The following is a 21273-nucleotide window of genomic DNA, read 5'->3' as shown; positions in this document are numbered from 1 at the left end:
GGTAAGCTTCTTTGCCTTGAAAATCGGGTATATCTTAAGGCCACGGAGATTACAAAAGAGGTGCTGGATAAGAACCTGTTAAGGAGGTTCTGGTAATGGAAGGAATTTTTGAGCAAAGAAGCCGATGAACTACTCAAAATTGAAAAGTTATTGTAACTTGCTTGATTCCAGAGTATATTGCAGCTTTTGTGCCTTCAAAAGCATTATAATAAGATAATCGAGTACAGAAAAATGGGCGGCAGAAAAGTTAAGAGTGAGACGTTTTTCCCACATTAATCCAATAAGATTATTGGTGGGATTCTTTATTTAGCTTGATTATAATAATTTTAGTTACATCGTCTCGATTCTTTTCAATTGAATTTGAGGCTTTTAAGTTTATGATTCTTAAAAGGTTCTTAAGTTTGTGGTTCTGGTTCTAACACTTTATTCTTAAAAACCATTGGTTAATTGAAGCCACAGGTTAAGGTAGCGATATGTAAGTAAGTAAGGTAATGTTTAAAATATCTTAATTAAGGTACCCTTTTCTTTCAAGCCATTCAATCTGGGGCCTTGTGTATTTCCAGGTAACATCGGCTTTTGAATTCTGAACTTCCCACGGATTGGCTATGACAACATCGCCTTCGCGGATCCACATTCTCTTTTTCTTGGAACCGGGAATCCGACCCATTCGGACTACTCCATCCATGCACTGTAGAGTAACTCTTTTTGACCCCAATAAACTTGCTACTGTTGCCAGAACTTCGTTTCTGTCTTTACGGGGAGTTCGCACCCTTGTTATTTCTTGGGGACCATCTCCTGAGCCTCCCGACGTGGTGGATCCTAATTTTCTTTTTCTAATAGTGCTTCTGTAATTAGCCAGATTAATTCCTCCAATGCTGATTTTTTTAGTTTAATAATTTCTAAAACCTTTTTGCTGGTTTCTATTCTTAATTCCGGTTGTTTTTCTATTTTTCGCGAGTGGTATTAAATCTCTGCTGTTTCCGAATAAGATTTAATTAATTTATTATGAATCAGGCCCCAGGACGCATCCGCAGAAATAAAAGGCGAAAAATAGAAAAAAGAAAACCATTAATGAAAAATGAATTAAGTGTTAATCTAAAAATTAACACTCAATGCAGATTATCTTTAAAACTTCCTGTGGTTAGGAAGACATTCTCTGCAGTAAACCGGCCGTCCTTCAGTTGGCTTGAACGGAACTTCGGTCTCAACACCGCAGTCAGAACAGGTTACTTTGGTCATTTCCCTGGGGCCGCTGTTGCCGCCTCTGAAACCTCCACGGTTGCTGTCTCGGTTGCCGCCGCGGAAGGAATTTCCTCTGTCATTAAAACCCATATTTGTTTCACCTCCGCTTATAACGGATAATTATAGAGTAAAAACAAGATTGTATAAAATTTATTGATTAAAAACAAAAATGGAGTTTTTAATAACAGATTATACGTCTCTTTATTTTCAACTACTTCTACATAGCCGTTTAATTATATAACTCTTCCTATGAAAAAATAGATTAATAGTGGTAAAATCCTTTCAGCCGAATGCCTATAAAGCGGATATCTATCAAGCGAATATCTGTAATCTGCACTTTAATTTAAGTATAAGAAATTGAGGTAATTATTATCAGTCCATGAACTCCAAGAAATACTAATCTGCTGAAAAACAGACATCGTTACTGATTTAAAATAAATGCAAAGAAGGTTCAAACTCATTATTCTATAAAATATGTAACAGTACACTCATTTGATATAAGTATAGTATAAAAAGAAGCATCCGTTTGGCTTGGCCAAACTAAGCGAAACGGACATAATCGTCATGTGAAATATTTGGAATGAACACAGAATTAGTAGCGGTTCTCTCTGGGTGTCCTGTGGTTAGGAAGACACTCTCTGCAATAAACTGGTCTCTCAGGGTCAGGCCTGAAAGGTACCTGAGTCTCAGCACCGCAGTCAGAACAGGTTGCATTGTGCATTTCTTTTGGGGCTCCGAAACCTCCACGGTTGCTATCTCTTCCCCTGAAAGAATTTCCTCTGTCATTAAAAGCCATTTTCTTTTCACCTCCGCTTACAGCGGATAGTCAATAGTTTAAAAATAAGATTGATATAACTCTTTGATTAAAAACAGAAATTAGTTTTTAATAACAGATTATATATGTCTCTTTATTTTTAACGCTTTTAGTATACAATCAAATTATATAAGTTTTACCCCTAAAAATCAGGAAAACGCGAAAAGTATTTTTGATCTTCATCGTTGTCCGTGTTAAACCCAATCGATCAGATTATTTTGACAGATTTGGCAATTGCCGTGGAACTCCACGAGCAAGACAAAGATAAGTTGAAAAGATAGAGGTAAGTCCTTGAAGAAAGAACCAAGGAAAAGAGGAAGAGAGGTTTAACCTAAAACTGGTTAAAACCGGATTAGTGTCAGGACAATATAATTTTTATTTAAACTTTAGTGTGATATTTCAGAGATTTATTTCAGGTAACCTTTTCTTTCAAGCCATTCGACCTGAGGCCTTGTGTACTTCCAGATTACATCGGCTTTGGAATCCTGAATCTCCCAGGGAGCGACGATTACTACATCTCCCTCGTGAATCCACATTTTCTTATTCTTGGACCCCGGAATTCTACCCATCCGGACTATACCATCCATACACTGCAATGTGACTCTTTTTGAGCCTAAGAGGCTTCCTACGGTTGCCAAGACTTCATGATTCTCCTTACGTGGAGTACGCACCCTTGTTACTTCCTGAGTAGCCGGTGCGATGCTTCCGGTTCCTGCTTTTCTCTTCCTGATATTACTTCTATAGTTTGCCAGGTTAATTCCTCGTAGTTTTATTAATTAAAATAATTTTGTCAATATTTCTTGTATTCTATCATATTTTCGGATTTTCTGTGTTCACCAATTCTTTAGGTACTTTGGTGTGAATGTTCATAAATAGATAGGAATTTAAAAAATCTCTTAAATATCTTAACTCTCTGAAAAACCCAAATCTCAAGAAACCTTTAGATTTTAAAGATCCTTCAGTTACTCCATAACCCCTACTGGAGTTTGCTTCAAAATCCTTCAGAGTAATTCTATTATCTTTAAGTGAATTTTATGTATGTGCAAGGGATATATATCCTCACTCTATAAATAAATTAATAACAATTTATGACTATTTAAGAGTTCCTATGCCCTTCACCCGTATGTAAGGCGAAAAACACAGAATAAAAAGCGGAGTAAGTGTTGAGATAATAACATTTGTAAATCAACACCTTCCATTGAGAAACTTGAACTTAGAACTTCCGGTGGTTAGGTAGACAGTCCCTGCAATAAACTGGCCTTCCTTCTGTAGGCTTGAACGGAACTTCGGTCTCAACACCGCAGTCAGAACAGGTAACCTTGTGCATTTCCCTGGGGCCGCTGTTGCCACCTCTGAAACCTCCACGGTTGCTGTCTCGGTTGCCGCCGCGGAAAGAATTCCCTCTGTCATTAAAACCCATTTTGTTTCACCTCCGCTTATAGCGGATACATGTATTCAATAAAAACATGATCGGATATAACTTATTATTTAAAAACAAAAATGGAGTTTTTAATAACAGATTATATGTCTCATTATTTTTACTAATGATAAAACCATTTTTATGTATATAAGATTAATCCATAAGAACCGGAAGAAATAGGAGCATATTCCTCAGAGAAAAGGGTCTGGAGTGACATATAATACATAATAATAAATAGGGAAGGAAAACTCTGTTGCAAGAAGGTTTCCAGTTATAATAATTAAAATCAAAAGTTTCAGAATTTTTGGAAATTAGAACTTTCTGTGGTTTAGTAGGCAGTCTCTGCAGTAAACGGGTCTTCCTTCAGTTGGCTTAAATGGAACCTGAGTCTCAACGCCACAATCTGAACAAACTGCGGAGTGCACTTCTCTGGGGCCGCTGTTGCCGCCTCTGAAACCTCCATGATTGTTGTCTCTGTTTCCCCGGTTGCCGTCTCTTCCCCTGAAAGAGCTCCCTCTGTCATTAAAGCTCATTTTTGTTTCACCTCCGCTTACAGCGGATATCCTGTAGGTTGCTATAAAAATAAGATATCTAAATTCTTTTATTAAAAACAAAAATGAAGTTTTTAATAACGGATTATGACTCTTTATTTTTACTGCAAATATTTTCCTAGTTATTATCATATATAAATTTTTCCACAAAATACCTGAGATATAATTACAAAGCTTTATACGTCTTCAACAGCCGTTTTATTTGAAAAAATACGCATATAATTTGAAAAAATACGCATATAAATACTACATATAATAGCCATTTTTATGGGACATATAAACTTACAAAGTGGACGTTAAAAAAATCGCTGATAAACAAAGATAATATAATTAATAAAGAGAAGATAACTAATATATTGATGAATTGTTATTATCTGCTTTTACTGGCAATTCTATTTGAAGTCTGCGGAACTGTATGCATGAAACTTTCCGAGGGTTTATCAAGATTACTTCCGTCGATCTTGATCTTCGTTTTTTATGCGATCAGTTTTTCCATTTTTACTCTGGCCCTTAGAGGTATAGATGTTAGCATTGCATATGCAATATGGGCAGGGCTCGGGACAGCTCTGATAACTGTGGTCGGAGTTTTCTGGTTCAAGGAACCTGTCAATGCTCTAAAAATCGCTTCTCTTTTTGTTATCGTGGCAGGAGTTATCGGGCTTAACCTTAGTGACAGAATGACCTGAAGTGAACCCGAAGACCTGTGGGCTTCAAAACCAGTAGTGAAATGAAATTCAGGAATCAAAGTCTTTTAGCAACAATAACAAATCCGTTAATGTTATTCCCTGTCCTTGTTTTGAGCTCTTCAATCCTGAAGTAATCGATATCAAACTCGCAGTTTACCAGCAGACACACCAGTTCTTTTTCGGAAAATGATGTGCAATATACTCGATTTCTCCTGTGTTGGAGTTCAGGGCAAGGAAAGAGCCTTCTTCTTTTGTAATCGGAAAATCTTGGAGGTATCGGCTTCTGTAAAGTTTGAGGTGCCAGTTTTGATCGAATTCCACAAGGTAAAGGTAACCTTCAGGTTTCAGGACCCTGCAGGCTTCCTGTATTATCTTTTTCCTTTCCTGTGCATCAGGCACGGAGGTTAAAACAGCCTGCATCACTACAAGATCGAATTTTTGTGCAGAGAAAGGAAGTTCTGAAGCATTTCCAATTTCAAACTCAGCTTTCCAGGTCATCCTTCCATACAGCTGAAGGATTTCTGAAGCAGCTTTTGAAAGCCTGATAGCCTCCGAATTTATATCTATCCCGGTAACCGAATATCCGAGGGAAGCGAGTTTCAGGGTAACTTTTCCGAAACCGCATCCGATGTCGAGAATTTTGTAGCCGCGATGTAAATATTCGTAAATTACAGGATATAAGTCCAGACTCGAAGGTATATTTTCTCCTGAAACCTTTTTCCAGTATGCTTCTGACATATACAACCTAATACAACCTGGAAATAAAAAATATTTCGAGATCTTATGCTCAAACTAAAAATTCAGGAATTACCGAGTTCGAAAATGATTGTTAAAAATCCTTACCCCAAAAAGAATTTGAAGATAACTTTCTCGAAAATATTTTCCTCCTGAAAAATACCTGCTTAAATATAAAAAATATATTTCTGTCAACCCCTGAAACCGCTCTCGGAATTGCCTTGAAAGATTCTTCTGGTAAGGGATCAACCCCTAAGGTCTCTGAGGTAGTATCAAACTTCTTCTAATAATGGTAAATATGCCAGAAGTAGGTTGTAAGACCTGCATCGGAGGAATATGTCTGTGTGTCAAGAGGCAGGGCAAGAATTAGAAGATTTTGTTGAAAGCGTTTACTCAGCTTCGTTGAAAAATGAGCATTTGAAAAATTCAAAGATTGAAAAGAATAACATTGAAATTGCCCGTTTGGGAGCCAAAAATGAGTTTGATGTTTTTTGTAAAGTTAAAATAGCTGGAATAACTCATAAAGTTGGAATAGAATGCAAAAATCAAAATTAACAGAATTATGAAAACTCATTTCAAATAGTTTTATGATTTTTTTCTATTTTCTAAAACACCTTTTTCTGATCTTCCGCATTTAAGTTATACACTGCCTTCATATCCTTTCTAGAAGCGTTTAAAAAATAGACAACGTGGAGATTATTCCAGGCTTACCCTGAAAACCTCATCGGCAGCCGGAGAATAACCCCTTATTCAATTGTTTCTATTTTTTCTTTCTTGACAAAGGGCTTACTGATTTTTTCCGGCATCCAGGCAGGTCTATTTTTTGGGGCTTTGACAATGCTTTTCCATGCCTTGAAAACGTGCATCTTTTTTGTCCCGCGTTCCCTTAGTCGAATAGTATCAGGTTTTGATTTGGTTCCAGTGCCCCTATTTGCAGCTTTCAGAGCAGCCTGACGAGGCTGTTTCCCCGTGAAAACTCCATGCTCATTGCCGTCTTCGTCTCGTAAAACAAAATTTCTCAGGTCAGATATAAGATCACCTTGCAAATTAGTTGTTAGATACTGATTAAGTTTCTAAGTATATATAATTTTTCTGTGAATGTTATCGATAGTTATTGATTTATGAAAAATTCCCATTATTTTATGAAGAGCTGATCCCAAAACCCTTCCTGTTCTTAATTATTTAATATTTTTAGGATTATATCCAGGATCAGGAACTTGATTAGATACTCAAACCGAAAGGTTAAAAAGGCAACTTTTGAGTTTTGGGATCAACTCCTTAATTATCTAGACTTTTCAGCGTTGATAACTCACTTGATAACTCAAAAGAGGAGAATTTTTAATATCTTCTGGGATCGCCAAAATTTACAATTAATTTCACTGGCAATTGAGCGCAGTCAATATAAAATCCAGAAAATATTATAAGTTTCTTATTCAGTTCTTTTTCACATACTCTTAACCTAAGCCTTTTCTCTCGAAACTTGGCATTCGTCTACGAATTTTTTTAGTTCGTTGTCTGCGGTTTTGCAGCTGACAAAATCTGGTTTATCCGTAACTTTGATGGTTAGAGTGGACTTTCCATCCCATAAGAAATGCGCAACAATCCCTTTACTAGAAAGTTCTCCCTCGTTTCCCGGCGGGACATAAATACCATAGTCCTGAAGCTTTGTCTTCATGCACTCAAACGTATCAGATGAAACATTAGAAAATGTTGTGGGTTCACAAGGTTTTGCATGTGCGAATCCAACAGAAAAAGCCAAGCATAGTACTAGCAAAGAAGCTGTCAATTTCCTATTCATCTTTTACCCCCGTATAAGAATTCGGCCGTTCGAGTCGACCACATATACAGACTAAATTAAATAAAACACATTTTAATCCAAATAAATTTAATATAAATAGATTAATATTACTCAATCGATTTATAAGTAGCTAACCTCTGCTACTAATAAGATTTAGTACGTTTTTTATAATACTGAAAAATAAGCAGTCTAAATTTCCTGTATTGAGTTGCCTTTAGGTTCATCCTGATACTTTTGGGCATCCTTCTGACGTCGTTTGGCAAGTGGATCTTCTGAACAGTTGGTAAGCTCCCAGGTGTACCAAGTATGGCATCAACAACATTCTTAGGTGTTGACTTAACAGCACGCTTAAGCTCAATTATTGATTCAGGGCGTGTTTCTTGTTTACCTGTTACCCTATTCACAAGCACTCTTGCGCTTGCTTGTAGATCTGCTTTTGTAACTTTCCCTGCTGCACCTGCAAGTGTGGACATGTCCCCACAGACAATGCCTCGATAGTCCTCAACGGCTTGGAGTCCTTTGCGATAAGTGCAAAATACATCGAGTATCCGGACTCAAGAAGTGAGACATACAAACCTGCCTGATCACTCTGTCTTGCAACGAAAATCAGCGTTTCATGAGTGACTCTGATGGAGAGCCATTAAGTAGAAGAGAAAAGTGTGACGCCCGGGGATCGGGCAAATTATCTATCTCATTTAGACAGCCAATTGGCAACTTTAGGTAATCAATAGGCGACCCAAGACAAAAAGATAATAATATTAACTGTGGTAAAGTTTACGATCATTTGCATATGAAAAATTCCTTTATTTTTTACACATATTAAAGCGCTTTACCGAGGTTGGTTGGCGTGGAAATCCTTTGTTTCTTATTGCGGCAGCAAACGATAAATACCCATCATAAACAGGTACCCAGTCCGTTTTGCTTGAAGAATATGGAGTTCTCCCAGGGCATGATGGGAACAGTATAAACATTCTATATAACGGATACTTTTTCGTTAGTAATTTTTACAATATAACAAAATAAGCACAAGAATGAAATGGCAACATTGAAAATTTATTTATTTGTTGAAATCCATTCATTGATTACTAAAAAAATTATGTAGGTGATGGAAATGAGTAAGAAAGTAAATGATTCAGCATTACAAGAGTCCGTAGAAGCCGCAAAAGTGTCAAATAAAAACAAAAAAACGGCAAAAGCGAGAAAAGAAAGTTTGGGTGAAAGAAGAAAATAAAATGAAATTGAAAAGAGGAGGTTACAGTAATAAAAGACAAGTAGCAATGAGTCTAAATGGCAATTAATGGGGTTACTGTAACCCTCCTCACCTTATCTCCTTGACTCATTATCTTGCATACCAAAACCCTAATTTTTACCACAGGTTAATTTTTGTTGTAACTTTCTAAAGGTTACGCTGCTTTTATGGTTCTTACTATTAAAAACTAAAGTTTTCTCTAAAAGTTGCAACTTTCTAAAGTTTACTGCTTTTTGAGGAGCAATAAACCTTGTTGAAGTAACTGGTAACTTTTGTAACCTGTTAATACTAGATCAATTTATGTGGTATCTTTTTCGATCTTTGCCTGTATTTCTTCTTCAACGGCAATCAACATTTCCCACAATAGGCACTAGATTCTGAATTTAGTTCATGGCAGCGTGGGCATTTTCTGTTGTCTTTTGTTGGGTGATTTTCAACCCATTGCCGCATATACGAGCTTAACTGAAAATTCTGCAGGACCTGTCTCCCGTCTTGCTGTTAAGTGTTACTATTGCGCCGCAATCATCAAATTTGACATTCTTAATCACCCTGTTAAAAGCTCATCTGTGCGGCAATCCGTCTCGTAAAGAAAAGAAATCAACGCTTTATCACGTGGATGATTTGCGGAATCAAATATTGAAGCCTCTGCGTATTCCCTTCTCTTCCCATAAGCTTATATCCCTTTCTTTCAAGGAAGCTCAATAATCATAATCCCATTTTGTTAAGTTTTGAAAAAGGTTCTTTTCATCATTTTGCAAATGGTAGTAATGTTTGATAGTGATGAACTATAGTCAGATTCTTTACTTTCCGGCCGTGCTCTATTTCAAGCATGTGGTTTTTCATTAACTTATAGTTCTAAGGGAGGATTTCATGCTCAGCTTCTTCAAATTTTCTGAGCCGGTATTCACAGGTCAAACTAGTATAAAAAATAAATTCGTAAACTATTCCAATGCAGACAAAAATGCTCATTCCACTCACATTAAGCCGATTAAAGCCCTCACATTCGGAGAAACTCTTTTTGATGTTATTAAAGGCTCGGCCCACCTTGGAGGAGCTCCGCTTAACCTTGCAGCCCATCTCTCAAGACTGGGAGCAAAACCGGCTGTAATCACGGCAGTCGGGAAAGATGAGCTCGGAAAAACTCTTCTTGCCAGAGCTAAAGAACTGAAAATTGACACTTCATATGTCTTAATCGATGAAAATATGCCAACAGGAACTGTTAATGTCGAACTGGAGGATGAAGGAATCCCTATTTTTACTATAAAAGAAAGTGTGGCCTGGGACGCGATTACGCCGGATGAGACGAAATTTAGGGCTCTTTTGGGAGAGGAATGGGACGTTTTCTGTTTTGGGACGCTTGCCCAGAGGTCGGAAGAAAACAGGAAAACTCTGGAAAGGCTGCTTTCGGAAATAAAGGCAAAACATTTTTTCTACGACATAAATCTCAGAACCGGGTTCTACCACAAGGAATGGATATTATCTTCCCTCAACCACTCCACAATTCTCAAGATGAACGAGGAAGAAGCTACTACTGTTTCCAACCTGCTTTTTGATACCAGATACCCCTACAAAGCTCTCTGCCACCTCCTTACGGACAGGTACCCTGGCATATCCATAATTTGCATAACAAAAGGGCCTGAAGGAGCTGCTGTTTACCATAAAGGCATTTATGAGGAAGTAAAAACCACTCCTGTAGAGGTGGCGGATACCGTCGGAGCAGGTGATGCTTTTTCTGCGGGTTTTCTTTACGCCTGCCTCTCAGGATACGGAGTTTCAAAAGCAGCTTCAATTGCCTGTATCCTTGGGACATATGTGGCATCAAAACCGGGTTCGGTGCCCGAATACTCGGAAGAGCTCATGGATAAACTTAAAGCTGAAGGTTTAGAATTTAACTCAATTAAGTGAACTCAATATAAATAAATTCAATTAAGAATCTAACGAATTTAATTTACTGAAATGACCGTTTTTTAGAATGGAATTCCCCAGAGAGGATACCATTTTTCCACATTTTTTTCGATAGGCATTTCCCTCTCCATTTCTGCCCTGAGCCTGAATTCAAAGGGACTGTCCCTCTGCTTTCCTGAAAGAGGAATAAAGGGGTAATAGGTTCCCTGTTTAAAATTATAAATCCAGTAAACTACTTTCCTGCCGCCGGCTTTTCCTTCACGTTCGGCTGTTCCGGCTTCGGGTTCGCTGTCAAACCTGTAAATGGCACAGAGGATCTGCTCGCCAAAGCCGTGTTCTTCAAGGGTCTCGCTTACCAGGTGGATGTTTGCAACAAGGTCTTCGAAGTCCAGATCTTTAAAAATAGCCCACAGGAAGTTGAATTCGTCTTTTTCCAGCCTGAATTCGGTTTCCGTTTCCTTTGAACTGTACTCCAAAAGCTCCTGAATCTCCTTTCGTGCGGATTCATAGGCTGAAGCTCCTATTGGCTTAAAGCAAATTCCTGCCAATCCTGATGGTTTTAGACCGAGATTGCTTTCCAGAGTAATGCTGGCTGTAGAAATTGCAAAGAGCTTGTCGCTTTTTGCTTTCGGAAGACTGCTCCTCCCGAGAACCGCATCCATAAAATCACGAAGGCCCATTTAATTTCTCCTTGTTTAACTCATGTCCTGTTAGCTCATAATCAGTTAACTCATATCCTGTTGCATCTTTTCGAGCCTGGCTATTCTTTTTTCCACAGATGGATGAGTGGAAAAGATGTCCATTATAGAAGAACCTGAGATTGCAGGGATAATGAAAAAGGCATTCATTCCCTCTACTTTCCTGAGGTCTTCATTCGGGACCCTGGCCATAACCCCGCTTATTTTCATAAGAGCAGATGCAAGATCAGACGGTTGACCGGTGATAATGGCTGCACCCCTATCTGCAGAATATTCTCTGTAGCGGGAAAGGGCACGAATCAGGAGGAAGCTGACAACCCAGACTGCAATTGAAACCAGCCACACAAGCAAAATACTTCCGCCTTCTTTCTTCCTGTCTCCTCCCATGTTTCCGAAGTAAAGGCTGTAACGGACAAAGTAGAAGGCAAGTGTTGAGATGAAACTGGCAATTGTCATGATAGCCATATCCCTATTCTTGACGTGGCTCAGCTCGTGGGCAAGCACTGCCTCAAGCTCGGCTGGAGAGAGCTTATCCATAATCCCTGTCGTAACTGCAACAACAGCTTTATTTGGGCTCCTGCCTGTCGCAAAGGCATTTGGGACCTGAGTCCTGACAATTGCCACCTGCGGTTTCGGAAGATCTGCTATTGCGCAGAGCCTGGTAATCATTCCATGCAACTGTGGTTCTTCACTTTCAGAGACTACATGTGCCCCCATTGTCCAGAGAACCAATTTGTCCGAATAAAAGTATTGAATACCCATGAAAAGCCCGATGAATAAAATCATGAAGACCGGAGGCGTTCCATAGTATGTAAGAAATGCCAGGAAAAAAAGGTAAACTACTGCCAGTAGAAACATTGTGAAAAGCATCCGTCCCTGAAGTCCTAAGTCCCTTTCCCACTTTCTTTTCATATTTTGTTCCGCCTACTACTTTGTAGATTAAATCGTAACTAGTAACCAAATCCATCTTAAATGATAGTTAAATGATACTGAATTTAAGGTTAAATAATAGTTAACTCAGAAAATAAAAATTAAATCCAAGTTAAATAATAATTCAGTAATAAATAAACCTAAGCTTATAAGTTGATAGCATGTAGATTAAATAAACTTAAATAAACGTGCAAAGATGAATAAATTCAAAGAAAAGTTCGGATAAAGCCGATAAGAGTCACACAAACCGATATTTCATCTAAAATGTGAAACTGACTTTTTTATCTCCAATAAAACATTTCCTCAAGGATTTAAATTCTTTCCTCCACTGTGGAAGAGAGCAAGGTTTTCCAGATGTGAGCTGGGTCAGAAGATCAAAAGAAACAACTATGTACAAAAGAGAAGTTTAAAGAAAGAAGTCGAGGATATTAAAAGAGAACTGGAAGATATTAAAGAAAAAGCTGGAAGATATTAAAGAAAAAAGTAGAGGATATGTTTTAAAAAACAATAATAGTTTAGCCAGAGATAAAAATGTTATAAATCTGCTACATAATAATAGCAGACTATTTATAATTGGAATGTAATTTCCATAATAAATTCACTAACTTTCACTATAGAAGTACAGGTTTTTATAATCGAATGTATAATTGTCGGATCCATTTCCATGCACGTGGGAGTGCTTTTTGCAAAACTGCCGCAGGAATTATCCGAGATTCTTTCCAAGACTTATTTCAAAAGTCTTGCCGGGCTCAGAATAATTAAACAATGAAAATGAAACTCCCATAAACTCAAACTTTCCTATTAAAAAATGTTAAGGCTTAGTTATGCAAAATATACTCTCAGTCCAATCCCTTACAAAGAAATTCGATGATTTTACGGCTGTAAAAGACATCAGCTTCAATGTTGAAACCGGTTCGATTTTTGCTTTTCTCGGCCCAAACGGGGCAGGCAAATCCACAACCATCAAAATGCTCACAACCGTCTTGAAGCCCACATCAGGGGAAATCAGCATTAATGGCTTCAACGTGCTTAAAGAGCAGGACAGTGCCCGGGCATCTTTCGGGATAGTCTTTCAGGACCACAGCCTTGATGACGAGCTTACGGCTTACGAAAATGTTGTCTACCATGCAGTCATCTACAAAGTACCAAAAAAAGAAAGGGCAGAAAGAATCCGGGAAGCTCTGGAGATCGTCGGGCTTTGGGATCGGCGGGAAGATTATGTTAAAAAGTATTCAGGCGGCATGAAGCGCAGGCTTGAGATTGCGCGAGCGCTTGTCCACTACCCGAAAGTTCTCTTTCTCGACGAGCCCACGGTGGGCCTCGATCCCCAGACCCGAAACTCCATCTGGAACCATATCAGAAAACTTAACGAAGAAAAAGGAATGACAATTTTTCTAACTACACACTACATGGAAGAAGCCGAGGCAATTGCAGACCAGATTGCAATCATTGACCATGGGAAAATTATAGAATCCGGTACAGTTGAGGAAATAAAGAGACGGACAGAATCCGAATCCTTAGAAGAGGCTTTTCTGAAGCTGACAGGCAGGGACATTCGGGATCAAAATAACGAATCTGGAAATAAAGTGAGAACGATACGGGGCATGAGAAGGAGGAACAGGCATTGATCGAGGTAATCTATATCCTTTGGCTCAGGCAACTAAAACATTACTGGCGCTCCAAATCCAGGCTGCTAGGCTCTCTCGGGCAGCCCCTGCTCTTTCTGGTAACGTTCGGTTTCGGTTTCGGCCCTATGTATGCAAGGGCCAGCGGGGGAGCGAGCTACATGGATTTTCTTGCCCCTGGAATTGTCTCCATGTCAATTCTCTTTACAGCCGTCTTTTCCGGACTTGAGGTAATCTGGGACAGGCAATTCGGTTTTCTCAAAGAAACGCTTGTAGCTCCTATCTCAAGGACAGAAATTATGATCGGAAAAACCTTTGGAGGTGCAACCATAGCCATGATACAGGGCCTGATCGTGTTGAGCCTGACCTATGCGCTAGGGTTCAGGATTCCAAGCCTCGGCAGCCTTGGGCTTGGGTTAATTTTCATGTCCCTGATAGCCATCTTCTTCACAGGCCTTGGCCTTGCCATAGCCTCGAAAATGAAAGACATGCACGGCTTCCAGCTGATCATGAACTTCCTCATCATGCCAATCTTCTTCCTGTCAGGAGCCCTCTTTCCTCTTGAGAACCTGCCGTCGGCAATCTATTTCATAAGCAGGATCGATCCCCTGACCTACGGCGTGGACGGTCTGAGAGGGGCTATTACCGGGATGAGTGTATTCGGAATCTACAGCGATCTGGCAGTAATAGGTGTACTGTCAATCCTTGTCTGTGCTATAGGAGCAGTGCTTTTTTCGAAGATAGAGGCATAAAACCCGAATTATGCCTCGAAAGTACGCAGTCCTTTCTTTTTCAAGATTTTCCAAGAGCTTTTTAAAGTTCGAAAGAAATACGTGGGAAATAAGTCAAAAAAGTCTGAATTCCATTTCATAACACGTCTCTTTCTGGCCGCATATATTTATTACTTCTTTGATTACTCGAAAGCCAGTTTTTTTGTACAGCCGTATGGCAGGAAGGTTATTTACATTTACATATAAGAGAATAGATGATATTCCGTTTAACTTCATTTCCTCTATACTATTTTCTAACAACTTCTCTGCAAAACCCCTGCCTCTGAAATTCCTGTCGGTTGCAATTGAACATATTACCGATTGTTTCTCAAAGCCTTTGAACGAAAGTATTGGCTTCAGGTAGTATATGCAGTAGCCAACGACCTTATCCCCATTCTTAATAACATAAAAGATATTTCTGGAATTCTTTGAATACTTTACAAGCTTTTCCAGGCTTCCGTTTTTAAACCCTTCTGCCTGGATTTTACGAATTTCCGGAAGCATAGAATCTTCTACAGATACTATGTTTTCCTTTTCTATCTGTTTCCACTGCCTTAGAAGGAGAACGCCAGCAGCATCTTGCAGCAGCTTTTTAAAACTCAGTAAATAGGTAATTAATCGAGTGTGAACTTTTGTGAGACCCATCCAAATCACTTTTTTTAAGGCCATTGGTATTTATCTTTAAAAAGTATTATTTTACTATTAAAAACCTGCCCCTTTCATTAAATAAGGATAAAACTGCCTGAGGACAGCCTGAGACAGAAATGCCGCTGCTTTGAAAAAAGGCTTACTTTTCAAGATTTGAATAGATTTCCTTAACTCTTCCAACCTGACCATTCGTTAATTGAACTTTTATGCCATGAGGATGAGTTGGAGAATTAGTTAAAATCCTCTTTACAACGCCTTGAGTGATTTTCCCGCTTCTCTGGTCCTCTTTTAAGACAATTCCGACATTTAACCCTTCTTTAATGTTTGCTCTGATACTTCCGTTGCTCATGGCAGAAGGTAAATTTGGGAATATATAAATCAGTACGTTCTTAAAAAAATTAACAGTTAATCTGATGAAAGTACAGCCTGATCACTGTATCTTGGATCTTCCTGTCCCGCTCGCGAAGCAGAGCGGCTTTTTCTTTGTAAAAAACAAATAAAAACATGGGGGGATAGAAATCAGACATAGAAACCTAGCATACAGGCATCGATATTCATAAAAATATCTAACTTATTTATACAAATTAATATAATATGTGATGAAGTTTATCTACCCATAACAAAATTCTACTAATTATGATGATACACAATGGTTGACCTCAACGAATCTGAGACACGGAAAAAGCTCATAAATCCGATGCTTGTTGCTGCAGGGTGGGAGATAGTTTCCTACGACGAGACAAAAGGACAAAAAAATTACAATACATGCGCGATTAGAGAATATCCCACTGGATCCGGGCCTGCAGATTATGCACTTTGTGTAGGGGGAAAAATTCTCGGAATCGTTGAGGCAAAGAAGGTAAAATCTGGTACACAGAGTGTTTTAACGCAGGCGGAAAGGTATTCACGCGGGCTTCCTGGTAATCCTTTCAATTTTAACGGGTATCGAGTTCCTTTTTTATACTCAACAAACGGAAAAGAGATCCGACATCATGATGTTCGTCATGCTCTTAGCCGTTCGAGACAAATATACGGATTTCATACGCCTGAGGCTCTGGTTGAGAAGTTAAATTATGACTTTGAAGAGAGAAGTACCAAATTTTTTGATATACCTAATAACACAAGAATGAGACCCTATCAACGTGAAGCCTGTGATGCCATAGGACATGCTATTATTGATCGTAAACGGACCATGCTGGTTGCAATGGCTACCGGAACCGGGAAGACATTCACGGCTGTCAATCTTATTTACCGTTTGATGAAGGCAGGTGTTGCAAAAAGAGTCCTGTTTCTCGTTGACAGGAGAGCACTTGCTGCACAGGCTGTCAGAGCGTTTTCATCTTTTGAAACCGAACAGGGACTGAAATTTGACAAAACCTATGAAGTTTACAGCCAGCGGTTTCAAAGAGGAGATCTAGATGAAAATGAATCTTTTGATTCAAATCTGATTCCTGAAACTTACCTTACAGCCCCGAAGCCTGAACACAGTTTTGTATACGTTTCCACAATCCAGAGGATGAGTATCAACCTGTTTGGAAAAACATTTGAGTTCTCGTGCAGTGACGAGTCAGTGGATGAGGATGCAGGGAAGCTCGATATTCCAATTCATGCTTTTGACCTTATCATAGCTGATGAGTGCCACAGGGGGTATTCTGCACAGGAAGTTTCTATATGGAGAAATACCCTTGACCATTTTGATGCCATCAAAGTAGGACTTACGGCCACGCCTGCTGCTCATACTTATGCATACTTTAAAGATATTGCTTACAAGTACGGCTATGAGCAGGCTGTTCAAGATGGCTATCTGGTTGACTATGACATTGTTGCACTGGAATCAGGCGTTCGCATGAATGGAATATTCCTTCGTGAAGGTGAAATGGTTGGGGTTATAGATCCCGAAACCGGGCAAAGTAAAATAGACATGCTTGAAGACGAACGTGAGTTCTCAGCTGAGAAAATTGAGAAGGAAATCACAAATATTGATTCTAACAAGAAAATCCTTCAAGAGATTAAACGTTATGCTGAAGAACATGAAGACAGATACGGACGCTTTCCAAAGACTCTTATCTTTGCCGTGCAAGATCTGGCAAATTCTTCATCTCATGCTGATCAAATAGTTGATCTGGCAAGAGATATCTTTGGTAGAGGGGATTCGTTCGTCCAGAAAATTACAGGCAAAGTTGACCGTCCTTTGCAGAGAATCAGGGAGTTCAGGAACAGAAAAGAGCCGGGAATTGCAGTAACTGTTGATCTTCTATCAACAGGGGTTGATGTTCCTGACATTGAATATATTGTGTTTTTGAGGTCTGTTAAGTCCCGTATCCTTTTTGAACAGATGATTGGACGCGGTACACGCAAAGGGGAGCATTATCCGGATAAGTCTCATTTTGTTGTTTTTGATTGCTTTGGTGGAACCCTTTTCGATTATTTCAAAGGGGTTACTGGTGTGACAGTCGAGCCGCCCAACAAAGAAGTAAAACCAATAAGAAAGATTGTTGAAGAGATCTGGAATAACCGGGACAGGGCTTATAATATACGTATCCTGACAAAACGGCTCAATAGAATTTATAAAGAGATGAGCGGGGAAGCTCGGGATATGTTCAGCGCTTTTGTAGAAAAGGGCGATTTGAACCGTTTTGCGATTTCTCTTGAAGGACATCTTTCAGAGGACTTCACAGGAACTATGGAAACCCTGAGAAATCCTGATTTTTTGAACCTGCTTGAGAATTATCCCAGACCATCAAAAACTTTCCTTGTGGATTATGCAATAAGAGATGTGGTTTCATCTACCTGGATAGTAAGAGATGCTGCAGGAAATGAGTATAAACCGAAAGATTATCTTAATATTTTTTCCGAATTTGTAAAAGAGAATTCCGAAAAGATTGCCGCAATCGGCATCCTTCTTGACCGTCCTCAAGATTGGAATACCGATGCACTTGGAGATTTGAAAGAAAAGCTTGAATCTTCTCAGCAGCGGTTTACTATTGAGAATTTGCAAAGAGCTCATAAGGTAAGTTACAACAAGGCGCTTGTGGATATTATTTCGATGATCAAGCACGCTGCCCGCGAAGAAGAGTCTTTGTTGACAGCTGAAGAGCGTGTTAGCTTTGCTTTTGACAGAGTGACCGTGGGAAAACATTTTACACCTGATCAGCATGTATGGCTTGACCGTATCAGGTCGCATTTGATTGCAAACCTCTCCATCGACAAAGAGGACTTTGAATACATTCCTGTGTTTTCCGATTACGGCGGCTGGAATAAGGCTAACCGTGTTTTTGAAGGCCAGCTTTCAACTTTGATTTCAGAATTTAACAGGGCAGTTGCAGCATGAGTGATATTGTACAGAAATTATGGGGTTTTTGCCATACTTTACGGCATGAAGGTATCGATTACGGCGATTATATCGAACAAATTACATACCTGCTTTTTTTGAAGATGGCAGACGAGCGTAGTATAAAACTACCGGAAGCCTGCGACTGGCAATCCCTGAAAGAAAAATCAGGGACTGAACTCACTGAACATTATAACGATGCGCTTCGGACACTTGGTAAGCAGGAAGAGCTCCTTGGTGATATCTTTGCAGGTGCCCTTTCGCGTTTTCACAACCCCGTAAGCCTTAAAAAGATCATTTCACTTGTTGATGAAACCGAATGGACAGGGCTTGATATTGATGTCAAGGCTATGGCTTTTGAGGGCCTTCTGGAAAAAGCAGCAAGTGAAGGCAAGAAAGGTGCAGGGCAATACTTCACTCCCAGAATTGTTATCCAGACAATCGTAAGGTGCACAAAACCCGATCCCCGAAATCACCGCGATTTTTCAATAATGGACCCTGCATGCGGTACTGGCGGTTTTCTGGTATGTGCATATGAATGGCTGAAGGCTATGACTTCAGGCGGAGCCCTTGACCGCGACCTGGCAAAACTCATCCGTTACAGCACCTATTTCGGGCAGGAACTTGTGGAACGCCCGCGCAGGCTTGCCCTTATGAACCTGTATCTTCACAGCATCGAGCCTGAAATCAAGCTCGGAGATTCCATCTATGAAATCCCGGAGTCAAAAAGGTTTGATGTGGTGCTCACGAACCCCCCTTTCGGGACAAAAGGCGCAAATCAAGCCCCTGTCCGTGAGGATTTTGTTATCGATACCTCAAACAAGCAGCTTAATTTCATCCAGCACGTTATGACCATCTTAAAACCCGGCGGTAGAGCCGCAATCGTTGTCCCTGACAATGTGCTTTTTGCCGACCAGGCAGGAGAGGTTTTCAAGGTACTCTGCGAGGATTGCGATCTACACACAGTAATGCGCCTTCCGGACGGCACCTTCACGCCCTATTCCCCTGGCACCAAAACTAATGTGATATTTTTCACGAAAGGCATCCCCACAGATCACACATGGGTTTACGACTGCCGGACCAACGTCCCCAAGATCACAAAAAAAGACCGTCCGCTTACAAAAGAGCATTTTGCGGAATTTGAAAAGTGCTTCGGCCCCGATCCCAACGGCAGAGCAAAACGCGAAGAAAAAGACTCACAGGAAGACCGCTGGCACAGTTTCCACATCTCCGAACTCAAAGCCTGTGACTACAAAATCGATTCCCTGAAGTGGCTGCGGGACGATTCATTAAGCGACACCGACAACCTGCTCGACCCCGAAGAGCTTGCAGCGGAAGCAATCGAAGAGCTTGAAGCGGCACTGGGCGAACTGAATGCAATTCTTGACCTGATGGGGAATGGTTATGCAGCAGAATATTGAACTGCCGGAAGGGTGGATTTCAGCAAAATTTGAAGAAATAATTCAGAATTTTGATGGAAAAAGAGTCCCCTTAAAGTCTTCTGATAGAAAAAAACGACAAGGTCAATATCCATACTACGGAGCATCAGGAATTATCGATTATATTGACGATTACATTTTTGATGGTGAGTTTTTATTAATTTCAGAAGATGGAGCAAATCTTGTTGCAAGAAATACTCCCATTGCATTTATTGCAAAAGGACGATTTTGGGTTAATAATCACGCACACATCGTAAAAACCTATTCTAATATCCCTTTAGGGTATCTTAGCTTTTTTTTCAATTCAACTGATCTGCTTCCTTTCATTACAGGCAGTGCGCAGCCAAAATTAACACAGGGAAATCTAAATAATATTGAAATTCTTCTTCCTCCACTTCCTGAACAGCACCGCATCGTTTCAGCCATTGGAGCACTTTTCGCCTGTCTGGATGCAACAAATGAAAAACTTGACCGGGTGCCGGAGATTTTGAAGAGGTTCAGGCAATCGGTGCTTGCTGCTTCTTGTAACGGAAGGCTGACTGAGGCATGGAGAGAAGAATATAAACAAAATTTGGAATGTAAACACGACTTAGAATGCATTGATTTCTTGAATAACTTAATTGAAAATTTTGACGCTTATGTGCCAAGTGACTATGATCCAATAATTCCACAATCGATACCTGAAGAATGGGAGTTGTCTAGATGCCATAATCTCTGTGACAATAATAGAGCAGTGACTTACGGAGTCATAAAACTTGGACAGCCCGTTGAAGATGGAATTCCAACATTACGCTCATCTGATGTTCGCTGGTTAAAAATCGATAAAAATCACGTTAAGTGTATATCTCCAGAGATTGCATCGAATTATTCTCGTACTTTTTTAAAAGGGGGGGAAATTCTAGTAACTGTTCGAGGTACATTAGGAGGAGTTGCTGTTGTTCCCCAAGATATGGCTGGATTTAATATTTCGCGGGAAGTCGCCGTCATTCCATTAATTAATGGCTTAAATAGTCATTTCTTTAGCTACGCTATCGCATCCAAATGGAGTCAAAATTGGCTTTCGGAAATGACAAAAGGTGTTGCATATACAGGCATCAATATAAAAGATTTGAAAAATTTACCCTTGCCTGTTCCTCCAATCCCCGAACAGAAAGAAATAGTTCGGCGTGTTGATGCCCTCTTTGCTTTTGCAGATTCGATCGAAGCAAAAGTTAAAACGGCAAGAGAAAAGACAGAGAAATTAAAGCAGTCCATTCTTGCAAAGGCTTTTTCAGGAGAGCTTGTGCCGACAGAGGCTGAAATTGCCAGAAGAGAAGGCAGGGATTATGAGACAGCTGAGTTTTTGCTTGAAAGGATAAAGAAAGAGAGGGGTAAAAGTGGGAAAAATCAATAATCTTGATGCTTTTTTAATTCAATCTACTTCTTTTTTCAT

The 21273-nt window shown here is 39.7% G+C and carries 22 protein-coding genes; 8 read left to right on the top strand and 14 right to left on the bottom strand.

The annotated features are described in order from the left end of the window. Window positions 1–505 precede the first annotated feature (505 nt). The 6 genes from eif1A (RG963_RS12925) to RG963_RS12900 all read right to left on the bottom strand — a co-directional run bounded on the left by eif1A (RG963_RS12925) (window position 506) and on the right by RG963_RS12900 (window position 4009). The gene (eif1A, locus tag RG963_RS12925; protein ID WP_310576693.1) at window positions 506–838 is read right to left on the bottom strand and encodes a translation initiation factor eIF-1A; all 333 of its coding nucleotides are present in this window, start codon (window positions 836–838) and stop codon (window positions 506–508) included. Window positions 839–1125: 287 nt separating this feature from the next. Next, a complete protein-coding gene (locus RG963_RS12920) occupies window positions 1126–1332 on the bottom strand; it encodes a CxxC-x17-CxxC domain-containing protein (RefSeq protein WP_310576689.1) in 207 nt (68 codons plus the stop codon). A 502-nt stretch (window positions 1333–1834) separates the two neighbouring features. Further along, window positions 1835–2038, bottom strand: coding sequence for a CxxC-x17-CxxC domain-containing protein (locus RG963_RS12915; RefSeq protein ID WP_310576688.1), 204 nt, complete (start codon window positions 2036–2038; stop codon window positions 1835–1837). 425 nt (window positions 2039–2463) lie between these two features. Further along, window positions 2464–2808 (bottom strand): translation initiation factor eIF-1A, encoded by a 345-nt coding sequence (gene eif1A / locus RG963_RS12910; RefSeq protein WP_396654730.1) that lies wholly within the window; start codon window positions 2806–2808, stop codon window positions 2464–2466. A gap of 461 nt (window positions 2809–3269) precedes the next feature. Further along, a complete protein-coding gene (locus tag RG963_RS12905; RefSeq protein ID WP_310576687.1) occupies window positions 3270–3476 on the bottom strand; it encodes a CxxC-x17-CxxC domain-containing protein in 207 nt (68 codons plus the stop codon). Between the two features lie 311 nt (window positions 3477–3787). Then, on the bottom strand, window positions 3788–4009 hold the full coding sequence (locus RG963_RS12900; protein WP_310576691.1) for a CxxC-x17-CxxC domain-containing protein: 222 nt from the start codon (window positions 4007–4009) through the stop codon (window positions 3788–3790). A gap of 377 nt (window positions 4010–4386) precedes the next feature. Between RG963_RS12900 and RG963_RS12895 the strand changes: the two genes are divergently transcribed. Then, window positions 4387–4713 (top strand): DMT family transporter, encoded by a 327-nt coding sequence (locus RG963_RS12895; protein ID WP_310576686.1) that lies wholly within the window; start codon window positions 4387–4389, stop codon window positions 4711–4713. Window positions 4714–4866: 153 nt separating this feature from the next. On the opposite strand, the gene RG963_RS12890 is transcribed toward RG963_RS12895, so the two are convergent. Beyond that, the gene (locus RG963_RS12890; RefSeq protein ID WP_310576685.1) at window positions 4867–5451 is read right to left on the bottom strand and encodes a class I SAM-dependent methyltransferase; all 585 of its coding nucleotides are present in this window, start codon (window positions 5449–5451) and stop codon (window positions 4867–4869) included. 339 nt (window positions 5452–5790) lie between these two features. Here RG963_RS12890 and RG963_RS12885 point away from each other — a divergent pair, with 339 nt between their 5' ends. After that, window positions 5791–6003: a hypothetical protein gene (locus RG963_RS12885; protein ID WP_310576684.1), complete on the top strand. Its 213-nt coding sequence runs from the start codon at window positions 5791–5793 to the stop codon at window positions 6001–6003. 191 nt (window positions 6004–6194) lie between these two features. Here RG963_RS12885 and RG963_RS12880 read toward each other — a convergent pair whose 3' ends face one another. The 3 genes from RG963_RS12880 to RG963_RS12870 form a co-directional block, all read right to left on the bottom strand. Beyond that, window positions 6195–6479, bottom strand: a complete 285-nt coding sequence (locus RG963_RS12880; protein WP_310576690.1) for a non-histone chromosomal MC1 family protein — start codon at window positions 6477–6479, stop codon at window positions 6195–6197. A 428-nt stretch (window positions 6480–6907) separates the two neighbouring features. Next, window positions 6908–7246, bottom strand: coding sequence for a hypothetical protein (locus tag RG963_RS12875; protein WP_310576683.1), 339 nt, complete (start codon window positions 7244–7246; stop codon window positions 6908–6910). A 143-nt stretch (window positions 7247–7389) separates the two neighbouring features. Next, window positions 7390–7719 carry a hypothetical protein gene (locus RG963_RS12870; protein WP_310576682.1) on the bottom strand — a complete coding sequence of 110 codons (330 nt, stop codon included), beginning with the start codon at window positions 7717–7719 and terminating at the stop codon, window positions 7390–7392. Window positions 7720–9365: 1646 nt separating this feature from the next. Between RG963_RS12870 and RG963_RS12865 the strand changes: the two genes are divergently transcribed. Continuing rightward, on the top strand, window positions 9366–10400 hold the full coding sequence (locus RG963_RS12865; protein ID WP_310576681.1) for a carbohydrate kinase family protein: 1035 nt from the start codon (window positions 9366–9368) through the stop codon (window positions 10398–10400). 62 nt (window positions 10401–10462) lie between these two features. On the opposite strand, the gene pspAB is transcribed toward RG963_RS12865, so the two are convergent. Further along, on the bottom strand, window positions 10463–11080 hold the full coding sequence (gene pspAB / locus RG963_RS12860; RefSeq protein WP_310576680.1) for a PspA-associated protein PspAB: 618 nt from the start codon (window positions 11078–11080) through the stop codon (window positions 10463–10465). Window positions 11081–11125: 45 nt separating this feature from the next. Continuing rightward, window positions 11126–12010, bottom strand: coding sequence for a zinc metalloprotease HtpX (gene htpX / locus RG963_RS12855; protein ID WP_310576679.1), 885 nt, complete (start codon window positions 12008–12010; stop codon window positions 11126–11128). 842 nt (window positions 12011–12852) lie between these two features. On the opposite strand from htpX, the gene RG963_RS12850 reads away from it, so the two are divergent. Both RG963_RS12850 and RG963_RS12845 read left to right on the top strand, forming a co-directional pair. Next, complete coding sequence (locus RG963_RS12850) at window positions 12853–13656, top strand: ABC transporter ATP-binding protein (RefSeq protein ID WP_310576678.1); 804 nt, start codon at window positions 12853–12855, stop codon at window positions 13654–13656. Continuing rightward, window positions 13653–14405 carry an ABC transporter permease gene (locus tag RG963_RS12845; RefSeq protein ID WP_310576677.1) on the top strand — a complete coding sequence of 251 codons (753 nt, stop codon included), beginning with the start codon at window positions 13653–13655 and terminating at the stop codon, window positions 14403–14405. Before RG963_RS12850 ends, RG963_RS12845 begins: the two co-directional genes overlap by 4 nt. 93 nt (window positions 14406–14498) lie before the next feature. Here RG963_RS12845 and RG963_RS12840 read toward each other — a convergent pair whose 3' ends face one another. Continuing rightward, complete coding sequence (locus RG963_RS12840; protein WP_310576676.1) at window positions 14499–15068, bottom strand: GNAT family N-acetyltransferase; 570 nt, start codon at window positions 15066–15068, stop codon at window positions 14499–14501. 142 nt (window positions 15069–15210) lie between these two features. Next, window positions 15211–15420 (bottom strand): YwbE family protein, encoded by a 210-nt coding sequence (locus RG963_RS12835; RefSeq protein WP_310576675.1) that lies wholly within the window; start codon window positions 15418–15420, stop codon window positions 15211–15213. A gap of 300 nt (window positions 15421–15720) precedes the next feature. Between RG963_RS12835 and RG963_RS12830 the strand changes: the two genes are divergently transcribed. The 3 genes from RG963_RS12830 to RG963_RS12820 are packed head-to-tail and all read left to right on the top strand — an operon-like array spanning window position 15721 to window position 21234. After that, a complete protein-coding gene (locus tag RG963_RS12830) occupies window positions 15721–18402 on the top strand; it encodes a type I restriction endonuclease subunit R (RefSeq protein ID WP_310576674.1) in 2682 nt (893 codons plus the stop codon). Further along, the gene (locus RG963_RS12825) at window positions 18399–19823 is read left to right on the top strand and encodes a class I SAM-dependent DNA methyltransferase (protein WP_310576673.1); all 1425 of its coding nucleotides are present in this window, start codon (window positions 18399–18401) and stop codon (window positions 19821–19823) included. Before RG963_RS12830 ends, RG963_RS12825 begins: the two co-directional genes overlap by 4 nt. Continuing rightward, window positions 19807–21234, top strand: a complete 1428-nt coding sequence (locus RG963_RS12820; RefSeq protein WP_310576672.1) for a restriction endonuclease subunit S — start codon at window positions 19807–19809, stop codon at window positions 21232–21234. Before RG963_RS12825 ends, RG963_RS12820 begins: the two co-directional genes overlap by 17 nt. The last annotated feature ends 39 nt before the right edge of the window (window positions 21235–21273 follow it).

It is taken from the genome of Methanosarcina baikalica (assembly GCF_031461075.1).
Lineage (GTDB): Archaea > Halobacteriota > Methanosarcinia > Methanosarcinales > Methanosarcinaceae > Methanosarcina > Methanosarcina baikalica.
The sequence above is the reverse complement of the archived record's forward strand: the minus strand, read 5'-3'. Positions and strand labels throughout refer to the sequence as shown.